The organism is Deinococcus metalli, from assembly GCF_014201805.1.
In the GTDB taxonomy this organism is placed as follows: domain Bacteria; phylum Deinococcota; class Deinococci; order Deinococcales; family Deinococcaceae; genus Deinococcus; species Deinococcus metalli.
Genome location: NZ_JACHFK010000001.1, coordinates 39,905 through 65,915, shown reverse-complemented (window position 1 = coordinate 65,915; position 26,011 = coordinate 39,905). Strand labels below are relative to the sequence as shown.

24 protein-coding genes are annotated in these 26,011 nt (G+C 71.5%); 8 read left to right on the top strand and 16 right to left on the bottom strand.

Annotated elements, in window-relative coordinates; translation table 11 throughout:
- Positions 1-90: 90 nt before the first annotated feature.
- Positions 91-507: a nucleoside-diphosphate kinase gene (ndk, locus tag HNQ07_RS00335; protein ID WP_184108729.1), complete on the bottom strand. Its 417-nt coding sequence runs from the start codon at positions 505-507 to the stop codon at positions 91-93.
- Positions 508-589: 82 nt separating this feature from the next.
- Between ndk and HNQ07_RS00330 the strand changes: the two genes are divergently transcribed.
- The 4 genes from HNQ07_RS00330 to HNQ07_RS00315 all read left to right on the top strand — a co-directional run bounded on the left by HNQ07_RS00330 (position 590) and on the right by HNQ07_RS00315 (position 5,806).
- Entirely contained in the window at positions 590-2,560 is a 1,971-nt protein-coding gene (locus tag HNQ07_RS00330; RefSeq protein WP_229831816.1) for an ABC transporter permease, read from the top strand.
- Complete coding sequence (locus HNQ07_RS00325; protein ID WP_184108727.1) at positions 2,560-3,474, top strand: ABC transporter permease; 915 nt, start codon at positions 2,560-2,562, stop codon at positions 3,472-3,474. Before HNQ07_RS00330 ends, HNQ07_RS00325 begins: the two co-directional genes overlap by 1 nt.
- A 54-nt stretch (positions 3,475-3,528) precedes the next feature.
- The gene (locus HNQ07_RS00320; RefSeq protein WP_184108725.1) at positions 3,529-4,554 is read left to right on the top strand and encodes a RodZ domain-containing protein; all 1,026 of its coding nucleotides are present in this window, start codon (positions 3,529-3,531) and stop codon (positions 4,552-4,554) included.
- Positions 4,555-4,657: 103 nt separating this feature from the next.
- On the top strand, positions 4,658-5,806 hold the full coding sequence (locus tag HNQ07_RS00315) for an AI-2E family transporter (RefSeq protein WP_229831817.1): 1,149 nt from the start codon (positions 4,658-4,660) through the stop codon (positions 5,804-5,806).
- A 4-nt stretch (positions 5,807-5,810) separates the two neighbouring features.
- Here HNQ07_RS00315 and HNQ07_RS00310 read toward each other — a convergent pair whose 3' ends face one another.
- Both HNQ07_RS00310 and HNQ07_RS00305 read right to left on the bottom strand, forming a co-directional pair.
- On the bottom strand, positions 5,811-6,173 hold the full coding sequence (locus HNQ07_RS00310; protein WP_184108723.1) for a VOC family protein: 363 nt from the start codon (positions 6,171-6,173) through the stop codon (positions 5,811-5,813).
- 74 nt (positions 6,174-6,247) lie between these two features.
- Complete coding sequence (locus HNQ07_RS00305) at positions 6,248-8,557, bottom strand: NPCBM/NEW2 domain-containing protein (protein ID WP_184108721.1); 2,310 nt, start codon at positions 8,555-8,557, stop codon at positions 6,248-6,250.
- 189 nt (positions 8,558-8,746) lie between these two features.
- On the opposite strand from HNQ07_RS00305, the gene HNQ07_RS00300 reads away from it, so the two are divergent.
- The gene (locus HNQ07_RS00300) at positions 8,747-9,790 is read left to right on the top strand and encodes an aldo/keto reductase (RefSeq protein ID WP_184108719.1); all 1,044 of its coding nucleotides are present in this window, start codon (positions 8,747-8,749) and stop codon (positions 9,788-9,790) included.
- A 77-nt stretch (positions 9,791-9,867) separates the two neighbouring features.
- The gene (locus tag HNQ07_RS00295; RefSeq protein WP_184108717.1) at positions 9,868-10,614 is read left to right on the top strand and encodes a chlorite dismutase family protein; all 747 of its coding nucleotides are present in this window, start codon (positions 9,868-9,870) and stop codon (positions 10,612-10,614) included.
- Between the two features lie 47 nt (positions 10,615-10,661).
- On the opposite strand, the gene HNQ07_RS00290 is transcribed toward HNQ07_RS00295, so the two are convergent.
- The 10 genes from HNQ07_RS00290 to rbfA form a co-directional block, all read right to left on the bottom strand.
- Positions 10,662-11,189 carry a GNAT family N-acetyltransferase gene (locus HNQ07_RS00290; RefSeq protein ID WP_184108715.1) on the bottom strand — a complete coding sequence of 176 codons (528 nt, stop codon included), beginning with the start codon at positions 11,187-11,189 and terminating at the stop codon, positions 10,662-10,664.
- 2 nt (positions 11,190-11,191) lie between these two features.
- The gene (locus tag HNQ07_RS00285) at positions 11,192-11,749 is read right to left on the bottom strand and encodes a helix-turn-helix domain-containing protein (RefSeq protein ID WP_221274688.1); all 558 of its coding nucleotides are present in this window, start codon (positions 11,747-11,749) and stop codon (positions 11,192-11,194) included.
- Positions 11,750-11,791: 42 nt separating this feature from the next.
- Positions 11,792-12,457: a response regulator gene (locus tag HNQ07_RS00280; protein WP_184108711.1), complete on the bottom strand. Its 666-nt coding sequence runs from the start codon at positions 12,455-12,457 to the stop codon at positions 11,792-11,794.
- Positions 12,454-13,575, bottom strand: coding sequence for a DUF4097 family beta strand repeat-containing protein (locus tag HNQ07_RS00275; RefSeq protein WP_229831818.1), 1,122 nt, complete (start codon positions 13,573-13,575; stop codon positions 12,454-12,456). The genes HNQ07_RS00280 and HNQ07_RS00275 overlap by 4 nt, the downstream gene beginning before the upstream one ends.
- Positions 13,572-15,314: a sensor histidine kinase gene (locus tag HNQ07_RS00270; RefSeq protein WP_229831819.1), complete on the bottom strand. Its 1,743-nt coding sequence runs from the start codon at positions 15,312-15,314 to the stop codon at positions 13,572-13,574. The genes HNQ07_RS00275 and HNQ07_RS00270 overlap by 4 nt, the downstream gene beginning before the upstream one ends.
- 76 nt (positions 15,315-15,390) lie before the next feature.
- Complete coding sequence (locus HNQ07_RS00265; RefSeq protein ID WP_184108709.1) at positions 15,391-16,194, bottom strand: BON domain-containing protein; 804 nt, start codon at positions 16,192-16,194, stop codon at positions 15,391-15,393.
- Positions 16,195-16,322: 128 nt separating this feature from the next.
- Positions 16,323-17,801: a M1 family metallopeptidase gene (locus HNQ07_RS00260; protein WP_229831820.1), complete on the bottom strand. Its 1,479-nt coding sequence runs from the start codon at positions 17,799-17,801 to the stop codon at positions 16,323-16,325.
- Position 17,802: 1 nt separating this feature from the next.
- Positions 17,803-18,279: an NUDIX domain-containing protein gene (locus HNQ07_RS00255; RefSeq protein WP_184108707.1), complete on the bottom strand. Its 477-nt coding sequence runs from the start codon at positions 18,277-18,279 to the stop codon at positions 17,803-17,805.
- A gap of 22 nt (positions 18,280-18,301) precedes the next feature.
- Positions 18,302-18,655: an acyl-CoA thioesterase gene (locus tag HNQ07_RS00250; protein WP_373297952.1), complete on the bottom strand. Its 354-nt coding sequence runs from the start codon at positions 18,653-18,655 to the stop codon at positions 18,302-18,304.
- Positions 18,656-18,711: 56 nt separating this feature from the next.
- The gene (gene rbfA, locus HNQ07_RS00245) at positions 18,712-18,999 is read right to left on the bottom strand and encodes a 30S ribosome-binding factor RbfA (protein ID WP_184108705.1); all 288 of its coding nucleotides are present in this window, start codon (positions 18,997-18,999) and stop codon (positions 18,712-18,714) included.
- A 153-nt stretch (positions 19,000-19,152) separates the two neighbouring features.
- Here rbfA and HNQ07_RS00240 point away from each other — a divergent pair, with 153 nt between their 5' ends.
- Positions 19,153-19,533: a hypothetical protein gene (locus HNQ07_RS00240; protein ID WP_184108703.1), complete on the top strand. Its 381-nt coding sequence runs from the start codon at positions 19,153-19,155 to the stop codon at positions 19,531-19,533.
- A gap of 30 nt (positions 19,534-19,563) precedes the next feature.
- Here HNQ07_RS00240 and HNQ07_RS00235 read toward each other — a convergent pair whose 3' ends face one another.
- The 3 genes from HNQ07_RS00235 to HNQ07_RS00225 form a co-directional block, all read right to left on the bottom strand.
- Entirely contained in the window at positions 19,564-20,907 is a 1,344-nt protein-coding gene (locus HNQ07_RS00235) for a LysM peptidoglycan-binding domain-containing protein (protein ID WP_184108701.1), read from the bottom strand.
- A gap of 125 nt (positions 20,908-21,032) precedes the next feature.
- The gene (locus HNQ07_RS00230) at positions 21,033-21,515 is read right to left on the bottom strand and encodes a hypothetical protein (RefSeq protein ID WP_184108699.1); all 483 of its coding nucleotides are present in this window, start codon (positions 21,513-21,515) and stop codon (positions 21,033-21,035) included.
- A gap of 67 nt (positions 21,516-21,582) precedes the next feature.
- Positions 21,583-23,595, bottom strand: a complete 2,013-nt coding sequence (locus tag HNQ07_RS00225; RefSeq protein ID WP_184108697.1) for a vWA domain-containing protein — start codon at positions 23,593-23,595, stop codon at positions 21,583-21,585.
- A gap of 266 nt (positions 23,596-23,861) precedes the next feature.
- Between HNQ07_RS00225 and HNQ07_RS00220 the strand changes: the two genes are divergently transcribed.
- On the top strand, positions 23,862-25,892 hold the full coding sequence (locus HNQ07_RS00220; RefSeq protein WP_184108695.1) for a DNA gyrase subunit B: 2,031 nt from the start codon (positions 23,862-23,864) through the stop codon (positions 25,890-25,892).
- Positions 25,893-26,011 lie beyond the last annotated feature (119 nt).

Genomic DNA, 26,011 nt, shown 5'->3' with positions numbered 1-26,011 from the left:
CGTATGCAGGCGGTCATGACAGGAACCTTGCATTTCCCGTCCAGCTGGGCGTCCAGGCGGACGGCAGCTCGGCGGCACCCCGGCGGCCGCTCAGGCCAGCAGTTCGCTGTCCTGGAAGAACAGGCCGAGTTCGCGCGCGGCGCTCTCCGGGCTGTCGCTGCCGTGGGTGACGTTCTCGCCGGTGGTGGTGGCGAAGTCCGCGCGGATGGTGCCGGGCGCGGCGTTCGCCGGGTTCGTGGCGCCCATCATGGCCCGCCACCCGCTGATGGCGTTCTCGCCCTCCAGGGCGATGGCGACCACGGGACCGCCGGTGATGAAGGTCACGAGTTCCCCGAAGAAGGGGCGCTCCTTGTGTTCGGCGTAGTGGGCCTCGGCCGTCTCGCGGGCAATGACCATCTGCTTGAGGCCGATGACGCGGTACCCCTTGCGCTGGATGCGGGCGAGAATCTCGGGCGTGAGGCCACGGCGGACGCCGTCGGGCTTGATCATGGCAAAAGTGCGTTCCATACCGCCCGCGAGCATAGCAGCCCCGGCCGCGCGGCCCGCCGCAGTTCTCGCCGGGAGCAGGGGCGCCCCGTACAATGGCGGCGTGACGACCGCTCTTGACACCCGCCCGACCGGGGACGGCGCGCGCATCGCGCTGATCGCTGCGGCCGTGGCCGCCGCCGGCATGCTGCTGTTCCCGCTGGCCACCCTGGGCCGCGGCGGCACGGACGCGGACGCCGTGCTGCTGCACCTCTCGGGCCGCCTGCTGAACCTCTCCTCGTACCAGGACGCGCCCCTGCCGCCCACCGGACTGATCCTGGGCCTGGGCTGGGCCACGCTGGCCCTGCTGGTCGCGACGGTGATCGGCGCGCTGCGGCGCGCGACGTGGCTGTGGATCACGGCGCTGCTGGCCTTCGTGCTGGCGGCCGCGGCCGTGCTGCGGCTCGACGCGACCCTGAGTGAGCAGGTGGGCCGCGTGATGGCCGACACCGCCCTGCGGCCCGGCGCCAAGCGGCAGCTGCGGAACTTCTATGCGGGCGGCGGCATGAACCTGGGCCTGTTCCTGCCGGTGCTGGGCGGCCTGATCGCCACCGGGGCGGGCCTGAGCGGACGGGCGTGGTGGCACGAGCGGTACAACCGCCTGCGCGGCCTGCTGGTGCCGGTCAGCGCGATTTCCCTGGCCATCGCGGTGGGGGCGGTGGTGGTCCTGATCGTGCAGCCGGCCGTGAACCTCAGCGGCAAACCGCTGGGCCTCGTGGGGGGCTGGCTGGCCAAGAGCGACCTGGTGTACTTCGTGTATTCGTCGCTGTTCGCGCCCGTCACCAGCCTCAACCCGCTGCTCGATTCCCTGAAGCTCGCCACGCCGCTGATCTTCACGGGCCTGTCGGTCGCGTTCGCGTTCCGCACCGGCCTGTTCAACATCGGCGGGCCCGGCCAGCTGACCATGGGCGCGGTCGGCGCGATGCTGGCCGGCGTGTACGGCCCGGCGTGGCTGGGCTGGGGCCTGCTGCCGCTGTCGATCATCGCGGCCGGCGCCTTCGGCGCGCTGTGGGGCGCCATTCCCGGCGTGCTCAAGGCCCGCTTCGGGTCCAGCGAGGTCATCAACACCATCATGCTCAACTACATCGCCTCGGCGGTGTTCATCTTTCTGATCGGCACCGACACCTTCCCCTTCCTGGGCCGCACCTACCACCTGGGCCTGAAGGCCGAGGGCTTCGAGGCGCGCAGCGAGGTGCTGCAACCCGGCGCGCAGTTGCCGACCATGCTGGGGCTGCTGAACGTCGGCTCGGGCGGGCAGACGGCCATCAGCATCGGCCTGCTGGTCGCGCTGGTGGCGTTCTTCGTGGCGCGGGCCGTGCTGAAGGCCCGCCGCACGGGAATGGCGCTGCTGATCGCGGTGATCGCCGGGGCCGTCACGTGGCGCATCGGGATTCCCGTGAATATCGCCGGCTCGCAGCTCAACGCGTCGTTCCTGATCGCGCTGCTGTGCGTGGCGTTCTTCGGCACGCTGATGTGGCGCACCTCGACCGGGTACGCGCTGCGCGCGGTGGGCCTGTCGCCCAAGGCGGCCGAGTACGGCGGGATCAGCGTGGCGCGCGGCACGGTGCTTGCCATGACCATCGCCGGGATGTTCGCCGGCCTGGCGGGGCTGCACTACGTGAACGGGGGCGCGCTGGACGAGTACCGCCTGAAGGGCAACATGCCTGTGAACGTCGGCTTCGACGGCATCGCGGTGGCGCTGATGGGCCAGAACACCCCGGCGGGCGTGGTCGTGTCCAGCCTGCTGTTCGGCACGGTCGACACCGGCGGCCTGGAGGTCTCGCGGCAGCTCGAGAACGTGAACCGGGACATCGTGACGGTGCTCAAGGCGCTGATCGTGCTGTTCATCGCCGCCGGGGGCTTCCTGAGCCGGCGCCTGACCGATCCGCCGCCGCCGCAGCTCGTGGCGGCCGGGGCGGGCGGACCGCCGCCCGGTACCCACCTGAGCCCGGACCAGGCCGCGCTGGAACGCGCCACTCCGAACCCCAACGTCGGCCAGAGCAGCGAGCAGATCACCCGTGAAGGAGGCAAGTGATGGACGGTCTGTTCGCGCAGCTCCTCACGACCGCCTTCCTGGCGACCTTCATCCGTTCGGTGGTGCCGCTGCTGCTCACGGCGCTGGGCGGCCTGTTCAGCGAGCGCAGCGGCGTGGTGAACATCGCCCTGGACGGCCTGATCATCTTCGGCGCGCTGGCCGGGGCGGTCAGTGCCAAGGCGCTGGAACCCAGTCTGGGCGCGGCGGCCCCGTGGTTCGGCTGGCTGGCCGGCATGCTGGTCGGCGGCCTGATCGCGTGGATTCACGCGCTCCTGAGCATCAAGTACCGCGCAGACCAGGTGATCAGCGGCACGGCCATCAACCTGCTCGCCACCGGCGTGCCCGCCGTGATCCTGACCGCGCTGTACCAGACCTCCACCGAGAGCCCCAAGCTCAACCAGGGGCTGCCGCTGTGGGGCGTGGGTGAGCTGCGCTTCTCGCCGCCGGTGTACTTCGCGTTCATCATCGTGGCCGTGACGTGGTACGTCGTGTACCGCACGCCGTACGGCCTGCGGCTGCGCGCCACCGGGGAGCAGCCGGGCGCCGCGGCCAGCATGGGCATCAATGTGCGGCGCATGCGCTACTCGGCCGTGATCCTCTCGGGCATGCTGGCCGGCACCGCCGGGGTGTTCCTGAGCATCGGGAACCTCGACTCGTATGTGCGCAACATCAGCGCGGGCTCGGGGTTCATCGCCCTGGCCGCCCTGATCTTCGGGCAGTGGAAACCGCTGGGCGTGCTGGGCGCCACCCTGCTGTTCGGCTTCCTGCAGGCGCTGTCGATCGCGCTGGGCGGCACCGACCTGCTGCCGCCCACGCTGGTCAGCGCCCTGCCGTACGTGATCACCATCCTGGCCCTGATCCTGACCGGCCGCAGCCGGGCGCCCCGCGCACTGGGCCGTCCGTATGACGGCTAGTGGACGGCTGGACCGCACAGACCACCCGTTCACAAAAAGGTTAAGGTGGGCAGCATGAGCTTCGGCAGCACGCTGAAACAAGCCCGCGAGGCCCTGGGCCTGAGCACCCAGGAACTCTCGGTCCGCACCAAGATCCGCGGCGATTACCTGCGCGCCCTGGAGGAGGGCAACACCGCCCTGCTCCCCGAGCGCACCTTCGCCCGCTCGTACCTGCAACGCTACGCGCGTGAACTCAACCTCGATCCCACGCCGCTGATCGCAGACTTCGACCGCAGCGTGCCCCCCACCCCGGAAGTCGCGCAGAGCCTGCGCGGCGTGCCCACCCCAAACCGCTCGGCCAGCGGCGTGAGCCCGGCGGTGATCGCCGGGGCGCTGACCGCCGTGATCGTGCTGGGCGCCGGCGGGTACTACGCGTACAGCACGTACCTGCGCCCCCCGCCCGTCGTGGTGGCGCCGCCCACGCCGGCGGCCGTCGCCGCTCCGGCCACGCCCGCGCCGGCCCCGGTGCCCGCCCCTGCGCCCACGCCCGCTCCGACCACCGTGCGCCTGACGGTCCGCAGCGTGCCCAGCGGCGCGCGCGTGTACCTCGACAACCGCGACCTGGGCACCACGCCCCTGAACGCCTTCCCGGTCGACCAGCGCGACCAGGCGGAGCTGCGCGTGGAACTGGGTGGCCGGCAGCCGCTCAAGCAGTCCATCTCGCTGACGGCCGGCCGTTACCTGCGCGCCACCCTGCCCGCCACCGGCACCGGCCGCAGCAGCCTGACGGACCTCAACCGCCCCGGCAGCGCCCCCACCGTGACGCCCGCCGCCGCCGCCCCGGCCACCCCCGCGGCGAGCGCCACCACCGCGCCGCGCTCTGCGGTCAGCGTGACCTTCGCCGCGCCCTCCTGGACCCGGGTGACCGGCCCCGGCGGCGTCATCCTGTACCAGGGCACCCCACCGGCCGGCAGCGTGAAGGGCTTCCCGAAGGGCGTGACCATCCGCGCCGGGAACGCCGGCGGCGTGCGGGTCAGCGTGAACGGCGGCGCGGCCCAGCCGATGGGCCAGAACGGGCAGGTCGTCACCCGCTCGTACTGAGCCCGGCCCGCCCGCGCGGGGAGGGCCGCCCCTCCCCGCGCGCCTTTACCTCCAGGCAATGCAGGTCAACGCCCCGGCGGACGTACCGTAGAGTGAAAGCGACGTGAGTGCCCCCACCCCGAACTCCAGATCTCTGCGCGCCGAGCGCGGCCCCACCGCCTTTCAGCACGCGTGGAGCTTTCCCTGGGTGCGCCTGGCCGTGTTCCTCCTGGCGATCTTCGTCGCGTGGCGGCTGGCCGGGGAAATCCGCTCGGTGCTGGTGGACTTCGCCGTGGCCTTCCTGATCGCGTACCTGGCCAACCCCCTGCTGACATGGCTGGAACGCGGCCGGGTGGGGCGTGGTCTGGGCGTGTTCTTCGTGGTGCTGATCTTCCTGGGCGTGCTCACCATGGCGGGCGCGCTGCTCGTCACCGTCAGCTCGCAGCTCGTGCAGCTGCTCCAGAAACTCCCGGACCTGATCGGCTCCGCCGGCGACACCTTCGACAACCTCACGCAGTGGCTCACGGCGCGCGGCGTGACCGGCCTGACCGGCGCGCGCGAGAAGATCGTGCTGGCCGCCCAGGCCTACGTCGAGAACCTCGGCAAGAACATCGTGCCCATCCTGCAAAACGCCCTGTCCTCGACCGGCACGCTGTTCAGCGGTCTGGTCTCGATCGGCGGCGTGGTCGGGCAGGTGCTGCTGATCCTGCTGCTGAGCGTGTACCTGATGCTCGACTACTCGCGCGTGAACGCCACGCTGCTCGGCATCTTCCCGCGCCCGTGGCAGCCGCGCGTGCTGGAACTGTCGGACCTGGTCGGTACATCCGTCGGCGGGTACGTGCGCGGGCAACTGCTGATCGCCGTGTTCATCGGCGTGTTCGTGTGGCTGGGCCTGACCATCGTCGGCATTCCCAGCGCCGCCGCCATCGGCTTCCTGGCCGGCGCGTTCAATATCGTGCCGTACCTCGGTCCGATCATCGGCGCCACCCCCGCCCTGCTGCTGGCCCTCACCATGCCCGGCGGCCTGATCAAGGCCGTGCTGGTGATCGTGGTGTTTGTCGCCGCAAACCAGATTGAGGGCAACTTCCTGAGCCCGTACATCCTGAGCCGCACCACGGACCTCCACCCCATCACCGTGCTGCTCGCCATCCTGGTCGGCGTGGCTCTGCTGGGCTTCGCGGGCGCGCTGCTGGCCGTGCCCACGGTCGCGCTGGGCAAGCTGCTGCTGCAGAAGTACTACTACCCCAGCCGCGTCTACACCGAGGGCCCCTAACGCTTCAGGCGTCTGCTTCCAGCAGTTCCACCTGCCGCCCGTCCGGATCGAGCACGAACGCCATGTCCCGCCCACCCGGGCTGGGCTGGAGGTCGCGCGTGACCGTCGCGCCCGCCGTCCGCAGCGCGGCCAGCACAGAGCGCAGATCGCGGACAGACACGGCGATGTGCTCTGCCCAGTGCCCGTGCGGGGCCGGCACCTCACCCGTAATCTGGAAGAACTGGAGGCGGCCTTCGCCCACGCGCACCACGCCGCGCCGGTACCCCTCGGCGGTCACGACGTCCTTCTCGACCACGCCGCCCAGCCCCTCGTAGAAGGCCAGGGTCGCGGGCAGATCACGGGACAGGAAGGACACGTGCTTGAGCATGCGCCGAGGGTAGCGCGCCGGCACACGCCAAGGCCGCCCGGACGTGCAGGGCGGCCTTGCTGAACAGGGGGAGGTCAGGGCAGGACGCGCACCGTGTCGGTCGCTCCGCTGGCCACGATGCGGTTCAGGGGGTCGATGTTCACGGAGGTGATCCCGGTCTGCACCCGGACATAGCCGGTACCCAGATCACCAAAGGTCGTGTCAAGAGTGAAGTCCGCGTTCAGGCGCCCGAGTCCACGGTCGTTGCGGGTCACAGCCCCGAACACGATCTTGCCGTCGCCCTGGCGCGCCAGACTGTAGATGGAGCCCTGCTCGTAGAAGTAATCGGCGATCTGGAAAATCGCGCCGCCGGCCTGCGCGCCGGAGGAGGTGAGGCGCGCAATGACGGCCAGGGTCTGGAAGCGCTCGGTGGCCCCGCCGACGACGATGCTGCCGTCCGGCTCGATCAGCAGAGCCCGCAGCAGATCACCGTACCCAGCCTGGGTGAACACGCCACAGATACCGTCGCCGCAGAAGCTCGGGTCGAGCTGCCCATTCGTCTGGAAGCGGAACACGAAGGGGGTGTACTGACTGATGTACTCCGAACTGCCCACGGCGACGATGCGCCCGTCCGGCTGGAGAGCGACGGCGGAGAGCATGTCGTTTACAGCGCCATCATTGCGGTACTGGGGGCTCAGATAATCTTCTCCCCCGGACACGACCGAGCCGCCGTTTCCGAAGGTGGTGTCTACCGTCCCGGTGACGCTGAGACGCGCGACGAGGAACTGCGGAGTCAAGATGCGCACACCAGGGGATGACGTGAATGCCCGGCTGGCCGTCCCGACGATCACCACCCCTCCATCTGCCTGAACGGCCACGTCGCGGCCGGATGACACGGCCGCGGTCGGTCCAAACAGGGCGTCGGGCACCGCCTGGCCGTACTGCACCACGACCACGCCGCCCGTGCCGAAGCTCGGATCGGGCTGAAGGCTCGGCAGGTACCGCACGACCACCACGGCGCTATTCGCCTGACCGACCGCCACGAGGTTGCCGTTCGCCTGGCGGGCCAGCGCCATGGCCGTCCCGCCGGGAACAACGGCGGCACCCGCCGCACTCACAATGCCCGCAGACGACACGCGCTTGACCGTGAAGTCGGCCCCGAGCAGCACCACGGAAGTGTCCGGTTCCACGACGCTGTCGACACCACCGACGTTGGCGTGCCCCGCAACGCCGAAGGTGGGGTCGAACGTGCCGGAGGCGCCGGGCGTGGAGCACGCGAGCTTGGCGTCAGCCCAGTCGGCGTGATCGAAGTTTTTGCCGTCGCCGAAGTCCGTGACGACCAGTTTCAGTTCACGCACGCCGGTCACGTTGGCCCGCGCCACGGGGTAATAGTTGCGTACTCCCCCCTGAAGCACACTGCTCTCGTAGAGCTTGCGGCCGTCACCGAACACCTGGAACACCACCGATCCCCGCGCTTCGACTTCGTCGTCCACGCCAACGACAGACTCGAACGCCGTGCACTGCCCACCGAGGTCGTACGTGATCGCCGAGTTCGCGTGCACACCCAGACCCTTGGCGTAGACCTGGTCCTCGACCGTGATGGGCTTGCCGTCGAACTGCCCCTGCTCGCCATTGCTGCGGTCGATCTCGACTGGCCCCCACCCGTTGGTGGCGCTGGTGTACGCCAGGTCGCTCACATACACCGTGCCACTCGGCTTCAGCGCCTGACACGTGACCTTCGCGTCCGCCCAGTCCGAGTGGTCGTAGTACGTGTTCGCGCCCTTGAGCACGTTCAGGGTCAGTTCCCTGACGCCCGAGACGTTCACGGACACCGCCTTCGCCGTGTCCGCACCCGTCAGTTCCGGGCTGGTGTACAGCACCTTGCCATCCCCCAGCACCTGGAACGTCGCCCGGCCCAGAGTGCCGACCTCGTCGTCGATCCCGACACTGGCCGTGAAGGCGCTGCACTGCGCGTTCAGTGCGTACTTGACCGTGCTGTCGGCGTGGACGCCCAGCCCCTTGGCGAAGGTCTGTCCGCCGATGGTGAGCGTGTGGCCGTCGAATTCACCCTGCTCGCCGTTGCTCTTGTCCCGCGAGATGGGACCCCAGAAGTTGCTGGCGGACGTCCACGGCAGGTCGCTGAGCTGATTCACCCCTGCGCTCAACCCCTGCGTGGCCAGGGTGCTGGCGGCCTGGGGGGATGACCACGGGTAGTCGCGGCCGGCGGCGTAGGGGTCGGCGACAGGTGCTTCGAGGCGGTCGCTCCAGGGATAGGAAGCGCCGCCCGCGTAGGGACTGCCGGGCGGCAACGTGTCTTCGGTGGTCGGCGCGGGCGTCTGACTACATGCAGCCAGAACGCCGGTGAGCAAGAGGGTCGAGGCGAGACGGACGGGAATTCGCGGCATGCAGGCTCCTGAACAGAAGTGAGGAAAGCGCTCGGCGCGGATGTGGAAGACGTGAGTCCACTATGACATTTCCCTCGTTGGCAGGCAGCCCATTCAGGGGCAGCGGTGTTCATTCCTTCACAGGACAGTTCACATCGTGTGGTCAGGTGCGGGCCATCCATCCCCGGCGGACGGTGGAATAGTGCGGGCATGGAATACCGCAAGTTGCAGGGCACCGACCTGACCGTCAGCGCGGTCGGATTCGGCGTGTGGACCGTGGGCACGACGTGGTGGGGCGTCAAGGACGAGGGCATGGGCAAGCAGCTGCTGCGCCGCGCCTTCGACCTCGGCGTGACCTTCTTCGACAACGCCGACACCTACGCCTCGGGCCGCGCCGAGGAGCTGCAGCGCGAGGCCCTGGGTGACGTGCGCGACCGTATCGTGATCGGCACGAAGTTCGGCTATGACATCTACAACAACCCGGAACGCGCCGGGCAGCAGGAACGGCCGCACGACTGGTCGCCGGCGCACCTTCGCCGGGCGCTGGAGGGGAGCCTCAGGCGCCTGGGAACGGACTACATCGACTACTACCAGCTGCACAACCCGCGCATGGACGCGCTCCAGCCCGGCTCGGCCCTGGCGGACGACCTGTGGGCGGAACTGGACAGGGCGAAGGCCGAGGGGCTGATCCGCGCGTACGGCACGGCGCTGGGCCCGGCCCTGAACGAGCGCCAGATCGAGGAGGGGGTCAGCAGCGTCCGCGACCGCCGCGCGCCCACGCAGATCATCTACAACCTGCTGGAGCAGATGCTGGGCGAGCGCATCCTGCCGGTGGCCGAGGACGTCGGCGTGGGCGTGGTGGCCCGCGTGCCGCACGCCTCGGGGCTGCTGGAGGGGTACATGACGCTGGACACCGAGTTCGAGCCGGGTGACCACCGCAACTGGCGCCTGACCACCAACGCCCGGCGCAAGGCGTGGATGGAGGACGGACTGAAGAAGGTCGAGCAGATCAACGAGCAGTTCGTGGCGGGACGCGGGCGCACCATCGGGCAGCTCGCGATCCAGTTCGCACTGCGTTCGCCAGCCATGGCGAGCGTGCTGCCGAACATCTACTCCGCGGTGGGGCTGGACGAGTACGTGCAGGCCTTCGACGCCGCGCCGCTGATGGGCGCCGAGTACGACGCCATTCAGGCGCTATACCGCGCGAACTTCGGCATGGAGCGGGACCTGCGCGGCGAAGTGGTGGCCCAGTGAGCGGCCGTCCAGAAGGCACGGCGCCCGAGTCCGGGGCACCTGCGGCCGGGGGGCGTCCCGCGGGTGGCCGTCCGAAGATGATGGTGGACCTCGATCCCAGCGGGCAGGTCACGCAGCGGGAAGCGGACCGCGCGCAGCGGCAGTTCCTGAACTACGCGTTCTTCAAGCTCGATCCGGCGTTCCGGCGCCTGCCGCCGGCGGAGCGCGACGAGCTGAAGGCCGAGTTCCTGGCCGCCGCCCAGGGCTGGGTGGACGCGGCCCCGGCCGAGAAGGGCCTGATCCTGCGGCCGTACTCGCTGGTGGGCGTGCGCAGCGACGTGGATTTCATGCTGTGGCGCATCGCCTTCGACGTGCGCGAGTTCCAGGACGCGCAGGCCCGCCTGAACCGCACGCGCCTGATGGGCTACCTGACGCAGCCCTTCAACTTCGTGTCGATGAACAAGCGCAGCCAGTACGTCAACCGCGTGGAGGGCAGCGGGCACGGGCTGGAGGTGCTGCCGGGGCAGGGGCAGTTCCTGTTCATCTACCCGTTCATCAAGACCCGGCCGTGGTACGACCTGACGCCGCACTCGCGCCAGGGCATGATGGACGAGCACATCTACGCCAGCGCACCCTTCAAGGGCGTGCGGATCAACACGAGCTACTCCTACGGCATCGACGATCAGGAGTTCGTGGTGAGTTTCGACAGCGACCACCCGCAGGAGTTCGTCGATCTGGTGCACCGGCTGCGCTACACCGAGGCGAGCATGTACACCCTGCGCGACACGCCGATGTTCACCTGCGTGAAGAAAGACTTGGCCGCCACCCTGGACGACCTGGGCTGAGGGCACGACCTCCTGGGGGCCGCGGACGAAGCATGTCCGCGGCCCCTTCAGGTCTGGGCGGGCAGCCGCTTGTAGTAGATCAGCGTGCCGTTGAGCCGACCGTCCGGCGTGAGGGCGTAGTCCGGGATCTCGCCGACCAGGATGTAGCCGGCGCCCTCGTAGAGCTTTGACGCGCCGCCGTCCACGGACGTGTCGAGCACGAGCAGGGTGCGGCCCCGGCGGGTCGCCTCGGCCTCGGCGGCTCGCAGCAGGGCGGTGGCGAGCCCCCGGCCGCGGTACGCGGAGCGGGTCATCATCTTGGCGATCTCGGCGCGGTGCGGCTGGTTGGGCGGCACGTCGAGCAGCAGCGTGACGGTGCTCGCCAGCGTGTCACCGTCCCACGCGCCGTACAGGACGCGCCCGCCCGCCCGCGCCGCGTCCAGCGAGCCCTGCCAGAACGCGCGGGCCTGTTCGGGTGGCAGCGGGTGCATGAAACTGACGGACCCGCCGTGCGCGACGGTCTCCACGAGCAGAGCCGTGAGCTGGTCCAGGGTGTGGGTATCGGCGGTCAGCGGGGCAATTCGGGCATCACTCATGGTCAGCTCCGGGCGAGGGCGATGGCGTAGGTGCACGGCGAGGCCGATTCGTTGGCGATCACGACGTCGGCGGGCGGGCCGAAGCCCAGGGCGTCGCCGGCGTCCAGCTCGTGGCGCTCGTGGCCCTCGGTGACGGTCAGGGTGCCCGACTGCACCCACAGCACCTGCCGGATGCGGGCGTAGCTGGACGCCGGCAGGTGCGCCCGCTGGCCGGGCGGCATGACGACCCGCACGACCTCGACCGGGTGGTCGGGGCGCATGTACACCTGGGTGCGGGTGTAGCCGGTCTCGGGGTCACGCCACACCGGCTGGTCGGCGGCGCGGACCACGCGGTCGCCGCCCGCCTCGGCGCGCAGCAGCAGGCCCGCCAGGGTCAGGTCGAAGGCCGCGGCCAGCCGCACCAGCAGCGCGGCGGTGGGGCTCATCTCGCCGCGCTCGATCTTGCTGATGCTGGCCTTCGCCACGCCGGAGCGCGCGGCGAGGTCGGCCAGCGACCACCCGCGCGCTTCCCTCTCCAGCCGCAGGCGCTGCGCGAGCTGGGTCCCCGCCTCGTCCAACATAGTGGTCACCCGTCCACTATAGCGGACAGCCCGCCTGCAGTGCTACAGCTCCACGCCGTCCAGGCTGGCGATGCCCTGCTTGAGGGCGTACAGCGCCGCCTGGGTGCGGCTGTCCAGCCCCAGCTTGCCCAGCAGGCGGCTCACGTGGGTCTTCACGGTCGCCTCGGACACGCCCTGGTCCGCGGCGATGTCGCGGTTGGAGTACCCGTGCGCGATGAGTTGCAGCACGATGGTCTCCTTGGGCGTCAGGGTCTCGCGCATCTCGCCGCCGCGGAAGTCGCGCACCAGGCGCTTGGCGGCTTCCGGGTGCAGCCGCACCTCGCCGCGCGCCGCCGCGTGGATGGCGTCCGCGAGGGTGTCGGAACTCGCGTCCTTGAGCATGTAGCTGATCGCGCCCGCCTCGATCGCCCCGTTCACCTTGTGCTCCTCCAGGGTGGAGGTCAGGGCGATGATCTCGGTGTCGGGCAGGCGCTTTCGCAGCGCACGGGTGGCGGTGATGCCGTCCATCACAGGCATCATCAGGTCCATCACGATCACGTCCGGGATCAGGGCGTCGGCCTCCGCGAGCGCCTCCTCGCCGTTGGCGGCCTCACCGACCACCTCGATCTGCGGGTCGAGGCCCAGGAACAGGCGCAGGCCCTGACGGACGACCGCGTGGTCGTCGACGAGCAGCACGCGCACCGCGGGGGAAGGGGGGGAAGTGGTCATGGCGTCTCCTCGGAAGTGGTCGGCTCGGCGCTGAGCGGCGGCACGGGGGTGGTCGGGGGCGCGGGGGGCGGCAGCGTCGGCGCGGCGCCGGGCAGGGGCACGTCTGTGCCGTCCGGGCGCTGCACCCGCACCTCGCCGCCCGAGTCCACGAACACGTCGAGTTGCGGCGCGGTGGCGGGGGGCGTGCCAGGGGGCAGGATCACGGTATCGCGGTCCGTGAAGCGCACCCGCACGCGCAGCGCGGACGGCACGCGCAGGGTCACGTTGCCGCTCTGGGTCCGGACGTCGAGGTTCCCGGAGCGCAGGGTGGCGGGCGCCGTGATGGTCACGTCGCCGCTGGACGTGGTGACGGTGCCGCGCGCGAACGACACCGGCAGCGTCAGGCGCACGTCCCCGCTGAGCGCGCCGGCCCCCAGCGCCAGGGTGCGGGCGCCCGCGAGGTCCAGGCTCAGCTCGCCGCTCTGGGTGTTCACCCGCAGCGCTTCCGGACTCGCGCCGGTGGGCGCCCGCACCGTGACGTCGCCGCTGGCGCTGACCAGCGAGAGCGGCCCGGCGGCCCGTGCGGGCAGGGTGAGCTGCTGGCCGCCGCTGCCGGTGCGCACGCTCAGGGCGCGGATGCGCAGCGTCGTCAGGTCGAGACTCTGGTCACCGCTGCTGGTCTGCGCCGCCAGCGACAGCGGCAGGTCGCGCGACAGGGCCAGCGCGATGTGGTGCTGCAGCGGTTCCGGGCCGCTCACGATCACGCCGCCGCGGTCGATGTTCTGCACGCGCAGGGCCACGGAGGCGTTGAGCCGGTCGCCGTCGCGCTGCGTCTCGAGCGTGACCGGGTTGCGGCCCCGGTGCAGCGCCGAGCCGCGCAGCAGCCACGGACTGCCGGCGTCCAGCGCATTCACGCTCACGTCCACGCGGTCGCCGCGCAGGTGCACGCTGGCGGACGCGGCCGGGCGGGGGTCGTCGAGCGGCACGCTCAGCGGGGTGCTCAGGGCGGCCATGCCCGGCGTGGGACTGAAGCCCACGCCCTGCCACGCGACCAGCGCGCCCGCCCCGGCGACCAGCAGGCCCACCGCCATGCGGCCCAGCACCGGCGGCAGGGGTCGGGCGGGCGGCGACGCGGTCACGCGCTCACCTCCGGCACAGCGCGCACGGTGGCCGGCAGCCGCAGGACCACAGTGGTGCCCTGGCCGGGCGTGCTGCGGACCTCCAGCGTGCCGCCCACTCCGGCCGCCCGTTCGCGCATGCTGCGCTGCCCCAGCGTGCCCGGCGAAAGCAGCTGCGGATCGAAGCCGCGCCCGTCGTCGCGCACGCTCAGCACCACCTGCGCCGCGCCCGCCGGCGCCGGCACAACCTGCACGTCCAGCCACACCTGGGCCGCGCGGGCGTGCTTCACGACGTTGTGCATCGCCTCCTGCGCCACGCGGTACGCGGCGGCCTGGGCCTCAGGAGTCAGGGGCGGCTCGGCGCGCAGGTCCGCGTGCACGGTCAGGCCGTGCCGGGTCTCCAGCGCGTGCGCGTGCTGGCGCAGCGCGGCGACCAGCCCGCCCTCCTCCAGCGCGTCCGGGCGCAGGCTGAACAGCAGCGCCTTCATCTCGGACACGCCGCCCTCCGCGAGCCGGATGGTGTACTCCAAGCTCTGGCGGGTGCGGGCCGCGTCGGTCTCCAGGGTCGCGCGCGCCGTCTTGGCACCGAGCGTGATGCCGTACAGCGCCTGCGCGACGCTGTCGTGCAGTTCGCGGGCCAGCCGGGCGCGTTCCTGCTCGCCGGCCCGCGCGCCCGCCCGCGCGATCAGGTGCGCGGCGTGCAGCGCCGTGCCCGCGTGGTCCGCGATGGACAGCAGGAAAGCCAGTTCGTCACCGCCGGGCCGCACACCCTGCGCGTAGCGGGCGCGCAGCACCCCGCCCTCCGGGCCACCGGCCGCGGCCGGCAACGTGACCGGCAGGGTGGCGAGCAGCGTGCCGTCCGGCGCGCGGCGCACGTCGGCCGCGCCGGGACCGGGCAGGCGGTCCGGCAGGCCCAGCAGCGCGTCCGGCCACGCGCCGCTGCCGGCCAGCAGCGTGCCGTCGCGCCCCAGCAGGATCACCGCGTCGGCGGTGCTGGCGTCCCTGGCCTGGGCGGTCAGGTCGAGCAGCGTGGCGTGCAGGTCGTCGCCCAGCGCCACCCGGCCGGCGGCGCGGCGCAGCGCGACCACCTCGCGCCGGGCGGCCTCGGCGCCGGGATCGCGGGCCAGCAGGGCCACGGCCAGACGCGTCCACATCCGGCCGAACAGGTCGATCACGCCCCCCAGGACGATCACGCTGCCCAGCGCGAGGAACTCCAGGCCCACGACCGCACTCACACTGGGCGTGACCGTCCGGTCGCCCCACACCACCGGCCACGCCGCCGGGTCCAGCAGCCACAGCGGCGACGCCGCCCCCAGCGCCGCGACCGTCAGCAGCAGGCCCAGCACCACCCAGCACAGCACGATCAGCGGCGGCTGGATCAGCTGGAACAGCAGCGTGCGGTACGTGACCGGGTCGGCCAGGGTGGCGCGCAGCCACGACAGCAGCCCGCCGGACACCGGCGCCAGCGGCCGTGCGAAGTGGATGTCCAGCAGTCCGGCCAGCACGCGGTGCAGGTCGCCCAGCAGGCCCACCAGCCACAGCGCGCCCAGCAGCACGCCCGCCCCCACCAGCAGCGGCAGCGTGAGCAGCCCGCCGATCACGCTGCCGACCAGCAGCGTGGAGACGAGCAGACCGGCCGGCAGCGCCACCAGCAGGTACAGGGCGGTGCGCCACGTGCGGGGCGAGCGCCACTCGGCCAGCAGAGAGTTCCGCCGGTCCGGGTCGGTGCTCGCCGCGCCGCCGTCCATCCGCACCATCATGCGCCGCAGGATAAGGACGTGAGCAACGCGCTGCGTCCGCCCAAAGACGCAGCGCGCTTCACCACGGCGTGCCGGGTCAGCCGGGAATACGCAGCTTGTCGCCGGGGTGGATCAGGTCGGGGTTGCTGATGTTGTTGTAGTGGGCAATCTTCTTGTATTCCATCGCGTCGCCGTAGTACTTCTGGGCAATGGCGCTCAGGCTGTCGCCGGGCTTGACGGTGTACACCGTGTCGCCGCTGGTCGTGTCCTTCTCCTTGGCGAGTTCCTTGGCGCCCTGGGCGACCTTCACGCCGCTGAGGTCCACACCGGCCACGCCGCTGACGCCCCGGGCGGTCTGCTCCAGCAGCCGCAGTTCATGGTCGTTGTCCACCACGCCGCGCAGGATCACCGATTTGCCGCTCTGGAGCACGTCGATGGGGTCGTCCGACAGCTCGCCGTTGCCGCGGATCGCGTGCAGGACTGCCTTGGCGACCTTGCTGGAGTCCTCGAGTTCCTTGATCTCGCTGTCGCTGATCTGGGGACTGGCCGGAGCGGCGCTGGGGCGGGCGTTCATGTTGCCGGTGCTGACGGTGGCGGGCATGGTCGGCGCGATCTCGGTGGCGGGCGCCTCCACGTCCGGCGCGGGGGTGGCGGGAGCGGGCGCGGCGGGGGCGGCCGCCTCCTGCTCGAAGCTCACGCCGCTGGTGTCCACGGTCTTCACGCCGTTGATGCCCTCGGCCACCACCCGGACCAGGGTGATGTAGCGCTCGTTGGGCACCATCCCGGTGATGCTCACGTCACCACCGTGCTCGCTGACCTGAAGGCCCAGGTCCTTCAGGCGGGGCTGCTCGTTCAGTGCGTCCTTGACGCGGTCTGCCGTGCTCTTTCCGAATGGCCACATGCGCCGAGCGTACCACCGGCCTCCGTGAGCTGTAACCCTAGTCACCTTTATGGAGCGTTTGCGGTCGAGCTTGACCCCGTGGCGTTCCGTGCGGTCTGTTCATTGCCTGCCCCGGAGTGTGGACGCCCTCAGGGAAGCCGGTGCCACGCTGGCAGGGGCGGCAGCGTGGGCGACTCCACCCACACGCCCAGCACTGTCCGGGCGACCGGCCCCAGCGTGCGCTGTGCGGAGGCGAGCAGGTCGGCCGTTCGCACGGGCCGGCGGCTGTGGTCCTGCACATAGCCCCGCAGAAAGGTCCGGAACGCGGCGTCGCCCACAGCGGCGCGCAGGGCGTGCAGGGCGAGCGCGCCGCGCAGGTACGCGCTCGCGTCGAACAGCTGCGGCTCGGTGGTGGCGACCAGCGGCCGGGTGGGCTGAGCGCGCAGGCGGTCGTACCACGTGGCCGCGATCCGCCCCGGGTCGTCGCCGCGCGATTCCAGCCACAGCAGCTCCGCGTAGGTGGCGAAACCCTCGTTCAGCCACACGTCGGCCCAGTCGCCCAGCACGACCGTGTCCCCGAACCACTGGTGCGCGCCCTCGTGCACGATCACCCGCTCGCTGCTCGACGACACCGGCATGGTCAGGAGCGTGGCGGTCTCCAGCGCCGGCACCCGCGGCGTGATCACGGCCGCGCCGTACACCGGGAAGGGAAACGGCCCGAACCAGCCCGACAGCACGCGCAGCATCTCCCCCACCTGCGCGTAGGGCGCGCGCACGGCGTCGCTGGTGTCCGGCGGGAAGTAATCGCGGCGCTGCACCGGCCCGCCCTCGGGACCGGTGGCGGGCACGGCCGGGCCGTCCACCCGTTCCAGCGGCCCGACCTGCACGGCCAGCGCGTAGGTGGGAATCGGCTGCCGCTGCTCGAAGGTGAACTCACGGCCTCCGGCCACCTCCCGCGCCGCGCCGCCCACGCCGCTGGCCGCAACCACCACACCCGGCGGCACGGTCACGTGCACGGTGAAGGTGGCGGGGTCCGACGGGTGGTCGTTCACCGGCAGGAAGGTGCGCGTGCCGTCCGGCTCGCTGAGGGTGTAGCTCGACACGGGCCGCCCGGCAGCGTCCTGCACCGGCACCCAGCCGAGATCCAGGCCCAGTTCCGGATCGACCAGCGTGCCCGCCGGCCCCGCGTACGTGACCGTGAGCTGCGCGCGCTGCCCGGCCGGCAGCGGCGCCGGGAGCGTCACGCGCAGCTTGGCGGCGGCCACGTCCTGCTGCCACACCGCCGGCTGCCCGTTCCAGCGCACGTCCTGCACCGTCGGCCCCAGCAGGTCCACGCTCACCACGTTCAGCGGGCGCGTGCCGGTCAGCGTGAGCACCGCCACGCCGCGCAGGCCCCGCGTGCCCGGCTGATCGATATACAGCGTGACGTCGTAGTGCAGGACGTCCAGGCCCTTCTGCCCTAGGTGCGGATAGATGCTGTCGCCGATGGGTTCGGCGGGCGGCACGGTCACGGCGCGGGGCGGCTGGCCCGGTGGCAGCGCCGGCACCACCTGACCGCTGGCCGCGCCGGCCCAGAGCAGCACCCCGGCGACCAGACCGGACCGCTGCCCCCACCGGCGCCGGGTCACGTCAGATCGGGTAGTACGCGCGCGGCTGGCCGCGCAGGAAGTCGCGGGTGGGCACCCAGATCAGCGGATTGCGCTCCTCGACCTCGGGCGGCGGGCCGTAGCGCACCAGCGCCTCGACCTGCTCGAAGGGCACCCACTTCAGGCCCACGACCTCCGGGTCCGTGGGGGACAGTTCGCCGCTGAAGTCCGCCGTGAAGCGCGCGAAGGTCGCGTAGCACTCGTTGCGGGTGCCGGTCAGCAACTCGCCCTCCAGCAGGCTCACGAAGGCCAGGTCGGTGACGTTCAGGCCGGTCTCGTGCAGCACCTGTCTCACGGCGGCGTCGCCTAGCGTCTCGCCGGCGTTGGCCTTGCCGCCGGGCAGGCCATAGAAGATGCTGCCGTCGTCCATGCGTTCCTCGACCAGCAGCAGCTGACCCTCGCGGACGAGGTAGACGTGCGCGGCGCGCTTGATCGGCAGGGTGCGCGACAGGTGGCTCATGTGCCGGGCAGTCTAGCGTGCGTCACGGCGCTCCGGCGCCCAGTGCGGTGAGCACATCGTCCGGCAGCCGCGCGGGACGGTACGCGCGGTCGGTGGCGATGTGCCGGGTCTCGCCGGTGGCGAGCAGCTCCCCGCCGCGCTCCACCGTATACGTGAAGGCCAGGGTGCGGCTGCGCAGCTGCGCCACGCGGGTCACGACCGTCACGGTGTCGCCGTACTTCGCGGCGCGGCGGTACTCGACGTTCAGGCCCGAGAGCATCAGGTAGTACCCGCGCGCCTCGATCTCGGCGTACGGCAGCCCCAGCGCGAGCATTAGGTCCGTGCGGCCCACCTCGAACCACACCGGGTAGGTGGCGTGGTGCACCACACCCATCATGTCCGTCTCGGCGTAGCGCACGGCCAGGACGCTGCGGGCCTCTTTGGTGGGCACCGTCACCAGCGGGCCTCGCTGGCCGCGTGGAATTCCAGGGTGGGCGTGCGGCGCATGCGGACGTGCTCGGCCACCTGGCGCTGCAGGTGCCCGCGCGCATGGTTCAGGGCGTCGAGCAGCTCCGGCAGGTCGCCGGTCATGGCGCTCACGTACACGCGGGCCAGGCCGTAGTCGGCGGTCACGGTCACGCGCTCCACGGTCACGATCATCGGCACACGCGGATCGCGCAACTCCGCGATGGCGCTGGTCAGCACGCGCGTGATCTGGGCCTGCACCTGCTCGGGCTTCACGCGGCACCCCGGGCCGGCGGGAGGATCTCGGACATCATCCGCGCATGCTACCCCGGCACCCCGGACGCCGGTCACGCTGCGGTCAACGCCCGGTCACGGGGCCCAGGGCACCCTGACCGTGCCGGCGCACCCATGCGCGGCAGGAGGCCCACCATGATGAAGACCACCGCTGCCCGCCCCTGGACCCGCGTCTCCCTGCGGCTCGCCGCCGCGCTGCTGGCCGGCAGCGCGCTCCTGCCGGGGCCGGGGCACGCCCAGACGCCGGCGCCCGACTCGGCCGTGAGCGCCCTGCTGGCCGGCGCGCAGCCGGGCGCGCGCTACACCCTGCCCGGCAGCGTGGACGAGGTCTGCGCCCGGCTGGCGAAGGCCGGTCTGACGTTGCAGGGGCTCGGATGGACGGTCCGTGGCCAGACCATGCACGTCTACCATGACGCCGCTCGCGGGCAGTACCTGAGCGTCCTGGACGGCGAGCACACGGTCGTCCGGGTCAGCTCGCTTTCCCCGAGCGGCTCGACGTGGCTGTGGGGCGAGTAGCTGTCCCCGCGCCGGCGCTGCCAGCCGCCGTCAGCGCACGTAGCGGCGGCCGGTGTAGCCGGTGAACACGCCGATGCCGTAGCTGACGCGGCGCACGCTCTCGAGCACCGGCGCGCCGTTCCACGCGATCCCGGCCGAGCTGCCGCCGTCGAGCAGCAGCGCATCCCGGATGCCCAGGCGCGCCATCAGTTTGCCCATCTCGGTGGTGGTCAGGCGGGTGTGGGTGCTCACCAGCACCAGGTCGCGGTTGCTGACCAGGCCCACGGCGCTGCGCGCGGCCCGGCCGAACAGCGCCGGGTCGCGGAACGCGGCGCTGTACCCGACCGTGAGCCGGCCGCCCGCCAGGAGGCGCGGGCCGGTGGCGATCACGGTCTCCATGCCGGCCCAGCTGGTGTCCAGCGGGCGACGCAGCAGCGGGGTGGTGCTGGCGCGGATGGTGGCGCGGTTGTCCGGGGTGATGGCCAGCGCCATGGGAATGCGGCCCCACGTGAGCATGCGGCCCTGCATGACGATGTCGCCGGCCGGCGCGAAGCTCAGGGGGTGAAAGTACGAGCCGTTGATCAGCGCCTGCGCGCCGCTGTTACGCGCGAGCTGCCCCACGCGGGCGCCGCTCCCGAAGTTCAGGCGATTCGACGGCAACACCGGCGCGATCAGGGTGGAACGGTAACGCAGGTCCACCGTGATGATCTGCACGGGCACGCCCAGCGGCCGCAGGGTCTTGAAGGTCACGGGCTGGTGCAGCGGCCGGGGCGGAATGGGCACCGGCACGCGCGTGGGCACCAGCAGCTTGCTGCCGGGCACCATGTGCTTGTACGACGCCAGGCCGTTCAGGCGGCGCAGGCCGTCCACGCTGAGGTGGTAGCGGGCGGCCAGCGCGGCCGGCGTGTCGCGCACGCCCATGCGGACGTAGGTGTACAGGGTCCGGACCTCGGTGGTGGGGCGCGCGGCCGGGCGGTGCGCCTGCGTGACGCTCGGCCGGGTGCGGGCGGGCACGATCAGCTTCTGCCCCGGCGTGATGACCGTGGTCTTCAGGCGGTTCGCGGTCCGCAGCGCGGCGACAGTCACGCCGTAGCGGGCGGCGACCTTGCTGAGCCAGTCGCCCTTCCTGACGGTGTACACGCCCTGTGGCGCGGCGGGTTTCGTACCTGACACCGGCCCCAGGTGCAGCACCTGCCCGCGGATCAGGCCGTCGCCGCGCAGGCCGTTCAGGGCGCGCAGCCGGGTCACACTGACGCCGGTGCGCGCCGCGATGCGCGGCAGGGTATCGCCGGCCTTCACGGTGACGGTGCGCAGGGCAGGCGTCGCGGCGAGCGACACGCCCGGCCCGATGATGGCCGCCAGGGTCAGAGAAAGCAGGAAGAGGCGTCGCAGCATGGATGAACAGGGAATCACTCGCCTGTGACCAGAGCATGAGGCCCGGCCGAGCGGACTTCCAGCGCAGGTCTACACAGTACGGGGGCGCCCCCGCTGCATGAAGGCCCGCCAGGACGCCTGCGCGCTCACGTGCCGGGCGTGCTGCCCGGAAACACCGCGACCCGGCCGATCATGTACGCGCAGCCGTACAGGAACAGCGTGGCGAGCGGCAGGTACTTCAGGCCCATGCGGTGCTCGATCATGCGGCCCTTGACCAGCACCTCGATCACGTACAGCGTCAGCAGCGTGAAGGCCGCGTACATCCAGTGTTCCAGGTCGCGGCTCGGGTCGACCGGGTAGCCGTACTTGCTGAGGCCGCCGCCCGCGTTCGTGGCGCTGGGCACCTTCAGGCCGCCCAGCGCGAGGATCACGCCAATCACCGCCGGCACCAGGAAGGCCGCCCACGTCACGCGCAGCCAGACTAAGAAGCCCATGCTGACCCGGCCCTTGACGGCCGGCGCGACGCTCCACAGGAACAGGATGAGCGTCGCCAGCGCGACCGGCGTGGGAAACAGCGGGATCGGAAACCCGACGATCTGGAAGTCGTGAACGGTCCGCAGCCACTCCATGCCGGCAGCCTAAAGCATTGCCGCCGGGACCGTTCGCCCGTTGTCCGGGTCGCCCGCCCGGAGCGGATCAGCGCGGCGCGGCGCCGGGCTCGCCGGGCAGGTCGAGGGTCAGCGTGCCGGTCAGCGCGGTGCCGGGCGTGATCGGGTGCCCCTCGCCGGGGCGGCGCAGGCCCAGCGCGCCGGGCAGCTCGGCGAGCAGCACGCTGCTGCCGGTCACGGCCACGCGCAGCCCCCGCAGCGCCGGGGCGTCCAGCGCGTCCCCGAGGTCCGTGATGCCGGCGTGCAGGGTGACGGCGTGCTCGCCGTACGGTCCGCCGGCGTGTACGGTCGTGCCCTGCGTGCGCAGCGTGAGGGGCAGCCCCAGGCCCGACAGCGAGCCCAGCGGCACGTCCGGCGCGCGGGCCGGCCGGGCAACCGCCACGCCCAGCAGTGTGCCCGGCTGCACGATGTCGCCGCTGCGCAGCAGCCGCGTGCCCTGACTGACCTCCAGGTCGTCGGGGATCTGCACGCAGCGCAGGCCGTGGCGATGCTGCTCGAAGCGCAGACCGCTCAGGTGCGGCACGCGCGCCAGGTGCCCCAGGTCAAAGGGTCCGTCGAGCGGCGTGGACACGCCCGTGACCTCGCCCGCCGCGCCGACCAGCGACAGCAGGCGGTCCTCGCTGTACTCGATGCCCTCGACGGCGGGCACGTCCGGGAACGCGGCCGGAACGGGCGGCGCCGCTCGGCGCCGTGCGCCCGCGCCCGGCCGGGGCCGCCGCAGTGCCACGACCGCGGCGCCCAGCACCAGCACAGCCGCCAGCCCCCACAGCAGTGCGTGGAGTCCCGGACCCGTGCGCCCCGGCACGCGGCGGGCCGTACCCGTCGTGCCGGTCGGGGCCAGCGCCGGCCCGCGGCCTCCGCTCCCCTGCACGGCCGCCAGGGGCAGGACGCCCCCACCCGGCAGGAGCAGGCCGGGAGTGACGCTGCGGCCCGCCGGCAGACCCGCGTTCGTGAGTCGCACCGCCACGTCCCGCGAGCCGGGCTCATGCCACACCTCGCCGCGCAGCCCGGCGGGCAGGGCCTGAAGCCGCGCGCCGGTGAGGGACAGGCCCGCAGCGGCGTGGTAGCGCAGCACGACGTCCTCTCCGGCGGCCAGGGTGCGGTCGGCGCCGGGATTCAGGAGGCGCAGACCCGGCGCCCCGGGCAGCGTCAGGCGCAGCAGCACGCGCACGGGCCGTGGGGCGACCGCACCCGAACTGGGCACCGGCGCCGCGCACAGCAGCACGGGCGTGCCGGCCGGCACCCGCCCGGTGCCCGTGAGGCCCAGCGTCCCGTCCTGTCCGGCCGTCGCCAGACGCAGCGCGCTCCCGGCCGCGCCGGTGCCCAGCGTGACGGGCCCGTTCGCCGCGAAGGGCACGCGGAGCTGCGCGGCGTCCTTCACCGTCAGCAGGCCGCCGCCGTGGCCGACCCGCACCAGATCCGGCACGGTGCCCGCCGGCAGGGTGCGCCCGTCCGCGTAGGTGCTGGCGCTCAGGGCCTGCCGGGCGGCCGCGGGAATGTCGGCCCCCAGCGCCACGTAGTGCAACTGGTCGAGCGGTCCGCGGCCCCGGAACGCCGCGAGCGCCTGCGCGGGCGTGATGTCCTGCGTCGGGTCGTTGTCGATGCCGTCCGTGAGCACGAACACCGTGGTCAGGTATGTGGCCGCGCCGCTCAGCGGGGAGAGCGCGTCGCGCACGCTGCGGTACAGGTGGGTGTTCCGGCCATCGGCGCGTAGGGCCGCGAGCGCGCCGTTCCAGCGGGCGGTGCCGGCGGGCGCGTCGAAGGTGCGGCGGCTGCGCAACCCGGCGTCGAAGGTGAGGAGGTCCACGCGGTCCGGCCGGGTGGCGCGCACATAGGTGTTCAGGGCCGCCGTGACCCGCCGGAAGATGTCGGCGTGACCGTCGCCCACGCCGCGCATGCTGCCGCTGGTGTCGAGCACGAACACCGCGCGGGTGCGGGTGGGCAGGGGGCCGGCGGGGAGGGCGCAGTCGGCCGCCTGGGCGGGCGCGACCGGCGCGGTCAGGCCGAGGAGGGCGGTGAGCAGAACGACGAACCTGGGCATGCGCCCTCCATTCTGAGGGGTGACGGCGCCGCAGACCGGGCGGAGCGCTCCGGGTGGACACACAGGATTCGGGAAGAGTGCGTCCCAGCGGGGATTTATGCGCTCCGAAGCCGCGCCACCATATTCTGTTCTGGGCGTAATTTATTTGACCAGTTTCGACCGGGGTAGTATACTGGACAAACGTTGGAACGCGCCTGAGCGCTTCACCACTCCCCTCCTTCCCATTTCCACCGCGCCCGCCTGGCGGGCCGCGCCGCAGGAGTCCCATGACCCGACTGGACGAACAGACCACCGACACGCCGGACACCACCGTCGAGGACATCACCACCGGTAACCGCCCCAGCGCCGACTACACCGCCGCTGACATCAGCGTTCTGGAAGGCATGGACGCCGTGCGCAAACGCCCCGGCATGTACGTGCAAGGCGGCACGGGCGTGGACGGCTTCCACCAGCTGCTGACCGAGATCATCGACAACGGCATCGACGAGGGCCTCGCGGGCTTTGCCTCCGAGATCCACGTGATCCTGCACGCCGACGGCAGCACCACCGTGACCGACGACGGCCGCGGCGTGCCCGTCGACATCATGAAGAGCAAGGGCCGCCCCGCCATCGAGGTCATCTACAGCGAGCTGCACGCCGGCGGCAAGTTCGGCCAGGGCGCGTACAAGGTCTCCGGCGGTCTGCACGGCGTCGGCTCCACGGTCGTGAACGCGCTGTCCACCTTCCTGGACGTCACCGTGAACAAGCACGGCAAGCTTCACCACGTCCGCTTCGAGCAGGGCGTGCTGGTGCAGCCCCTGCAGGTGCTCGGCGACACGCCCGGCGACGTGAAGTGGGCCACCAAGGTCAGCTTCCGGCCGGACCCCGCGATCTTCAAGGAGTTCGACAACCAGTTCAACTACGACCGCATCCGCAACCGCCTGCGCGAACTGGCGTACCTGACGGGCCTGAAGATCGTCATCCGCGACGAGCGCACGCAGCTCCACGGCGGCGAGGTGCGCGAGGAGACTTTCTTCGAGAAGGGCGGCGTCGCCAACTTCGCCCGCGCGCTGGTCACCGACGACACCAAGCTGCTCTACGACCAGCCCATCGTGATGCGTGGCAAGGCCGCCGATGTGGAAGTCGAGGTCGCGTTCATCCACGCGAACACCTACGCCAGCGACAACATCCTGACCTACGCCAATATGATCCGCACGCGCGACGGCGGCACGCCGCTCACCGGCTTCAAGACCGCGTACACCCGGATCCTGAACAAGTACGCCCGCGACAAGAACCTGGTCAAGAGCGGCAACCCCGTCCCCAGCGGCGACGACCTGCTGGAAGGCATCTACTGCGTCGTGAGCGTCAAGCTGGGCGATCCTCAGTTCGAATCGCAGGCCAAGGTCAAGCTCCTGAACAGCGAGGCGCAGACCGCCGTGAACGCGGTCGTGGGCGAGAAGTTCGCCGAGTTCCTCGAGGAGAACCCCAAGGTCGGCAAGACCATCGTCGAGAAGGCCGCCGAGGCCGCCCGCGCCCGCGAGGCCGCCCGCAAGGCCCGCGACATCGTGCGCCGCAGCAACCCGCTGGAAAACGACGACCTGCCGGGTAAGCTGGCCGACTGCTCCAGCCAGGACCCCGCCGAGTCCGAGATGTTCATCGTGGAAGGGATCAGCGCCGGCGGCAGTGCCAAGGGTGGCCGCGAACGCCGCTTCCAGGCGATCCTGCCGCTGCGTGGCAAGATCCTGAACGTCGAGAAGGCCGAGCTGAACAAGATCCTGAAGAACGCCGAGATCCGCGCCTTGATCGCGGCCATCGGCGCAGGTGTCGAGGGCACGGGCGACCGCATGCACTTCGACCTCTCGAACCTGCGCTACCACAAGATCATCATCATGACCGACGCCGACATGGACGGCGGGCACATCGCCACGCTGCTGCTCACCTTCTTCTACCGCTACATGCGCCCCGTCGTCGAGGCCGGGTACCTGTACATCGCCCAGCCGCCGCTGTACCGCATCATGGTCGGCCGCGAGAAGAAGGGCACGTACCTGTACACCAACGAGGAACTCAAGGCGCACGTCGACCGGGCCAACAAGGACGGCAAGAAGTACGAGATCCAGCGCTTCAAGGGCCTGGGCGAGATGAACGCCGACCAGCTGTGGGACACCACCATGAACCCCGAGACGCGGGCGCTCAAGCGCGTGGGCATCGAAGACCTCATCGTCGCCAACGAAGTCTTCGAGAACCTGATGGGCGTCGAGGTGGGGCCGCGCAAGACGTTCATTCAGGAGAACGCGCGGTTTGCGGAGATCAGCGTTTAAGGCGCCGAGCCACGGCTAGCAGTCAGTCCACGAGGGCCTGTTCACGTTGAACGTGAACAGGCCCTCTGGCGCACAGGAACAGTGCTGCGTTTATCTCACGGCCAATTCAGCCGCCGTCA

Coding starts and splice junctions, on each gene's coding strand:
- HNQ07_RS00255 (WP_184108707.1), bottom strand. CDS start 18,279: ATGAGCCACCTGTCGCGCACCCTGCCGATCAAGCGCGCCGCGCACGTC.
- HNQ07_RS00320 (WP_184108725.1), top strand. CDS start 3,529: ATGAGCTTCGGCAGCACGCTGAAACAAGCCCGCGAGGCCCTGGGCCTG.
- HNQ07_RS00230 (WP_184108699.1), bottom strand. CDS start 21,515: ATGGAGTGGCTGCGGACCGTTCACGACTTCCAGATCGTCGGGTTTCCG.
- HNQ07_RS00280 (WP_184108711.1), bottom strand. CDS start 12,457: ATGACCACTTCCCCCCCTTCCCCCGCGGTGCGCGTGCTGCTCGTCGAC.
- HNQ07_RS00325 (WP_184108727.1), top strand. CDS start 2,560: ATGGACGGTCTGTTCGCGCAGCTCCTCACGACCGCCTTCCTGGCGACC.
- HNQ07_RS00285 (WP_221274688.1), bottom strand. CDS start 11,749: ATGTTGGACGAGGCGGGGACCCAGCTCGCGCAGCGCCTGCGGCTGGAG.
- HNQ07_RS00305 (WP_184108721.1), bottom strand. CDS start 8,557: ATGCCGCGAATTCCCGTCCGTCTCGCCTCGACCCTCTTGCTCACCGGC.
- HNQ07_RS00265 (WP_184108709.1), bottom strand. CDS start 16,194: ATGTGGCCATTCGGAAAGAGCACGGCAGACCGCGTCAAGGACGCACTG.
- HNQ07_RS00225 (WP_184108697.1), bottom strand. CDS start 23,595: ATGCCCAGGTTCGTCGTTCTGCTCACCGCCCTCCTCGGCCTGACCGCG.
- HNQ07_RS00220 (WP_184108695.1), top strand. CDS start 23,862: ATGACCCGACTGGACGAACAGACCACCGACACGCCGGACACCACCGTC.
- HNQ07_RS00235 (WP_184108701.1), bottom strand. CDS start 20,907: ATGCTGCGACGCCTCTTCCTGCTTTCTCTGACCCTGGCGGCCATCATC.
- HNQ07_RS00240 (WP_184108703.1), top strand. CDS start 19,153: ATGATGAAGACCACCGCTGCCCGCCCCTGGACCCGCGTCTCCCTGCGG.
- HNQ07_RS00290 (WP_184108715.1), bottom strand. CDS start 11,189: ATGAGTGATGCCCGAATTGCCCCGCTGACCGCCGATACCCACACCCTG.
- HNQ07_RS00250 (WP_373297952.1), bottom strand. CDS start 18,655: ATGATGGGTGTGGTGCACCACGCCACCTACCCGGTGTGGTTCGAGGTG.
- HNQ07_RS00270 (WP_229831819.1), bottom strand. CDS start 15,314: ATGATGGTGCGGATGGACGGCGGCGCGGCGAGCACCGACCCGGACCGG.
- HNQ07_RS00310 (WP_184108723.1), bottom strand. CDS start 6,173: ATGCTCAAGCACGTGTCCTTCCTGTCCCGTGATCTGCCCGCGACCCTG.
- HNQ07_RS00300 (WP_184108719.1), top strand. CDS start 8,747: ATGGAATACCGCAAGTTGCAGGGCACCGACCTGACCGTCAGCGCGGTC.
- ndk (WP_184108729.1), bottom strand. CDS start 507: ATGGAACGCACTTTTGCCATGATCAAGCCCGACGGCGTCCGCCGTGGC.
- HNQ07_RS00295 (WP_184108717.1), top strand. CDS start 9,868: ATGATGGTGGACCTCGATCCCAGCGGGCAGGTCACGCAGCGGGAAGCG.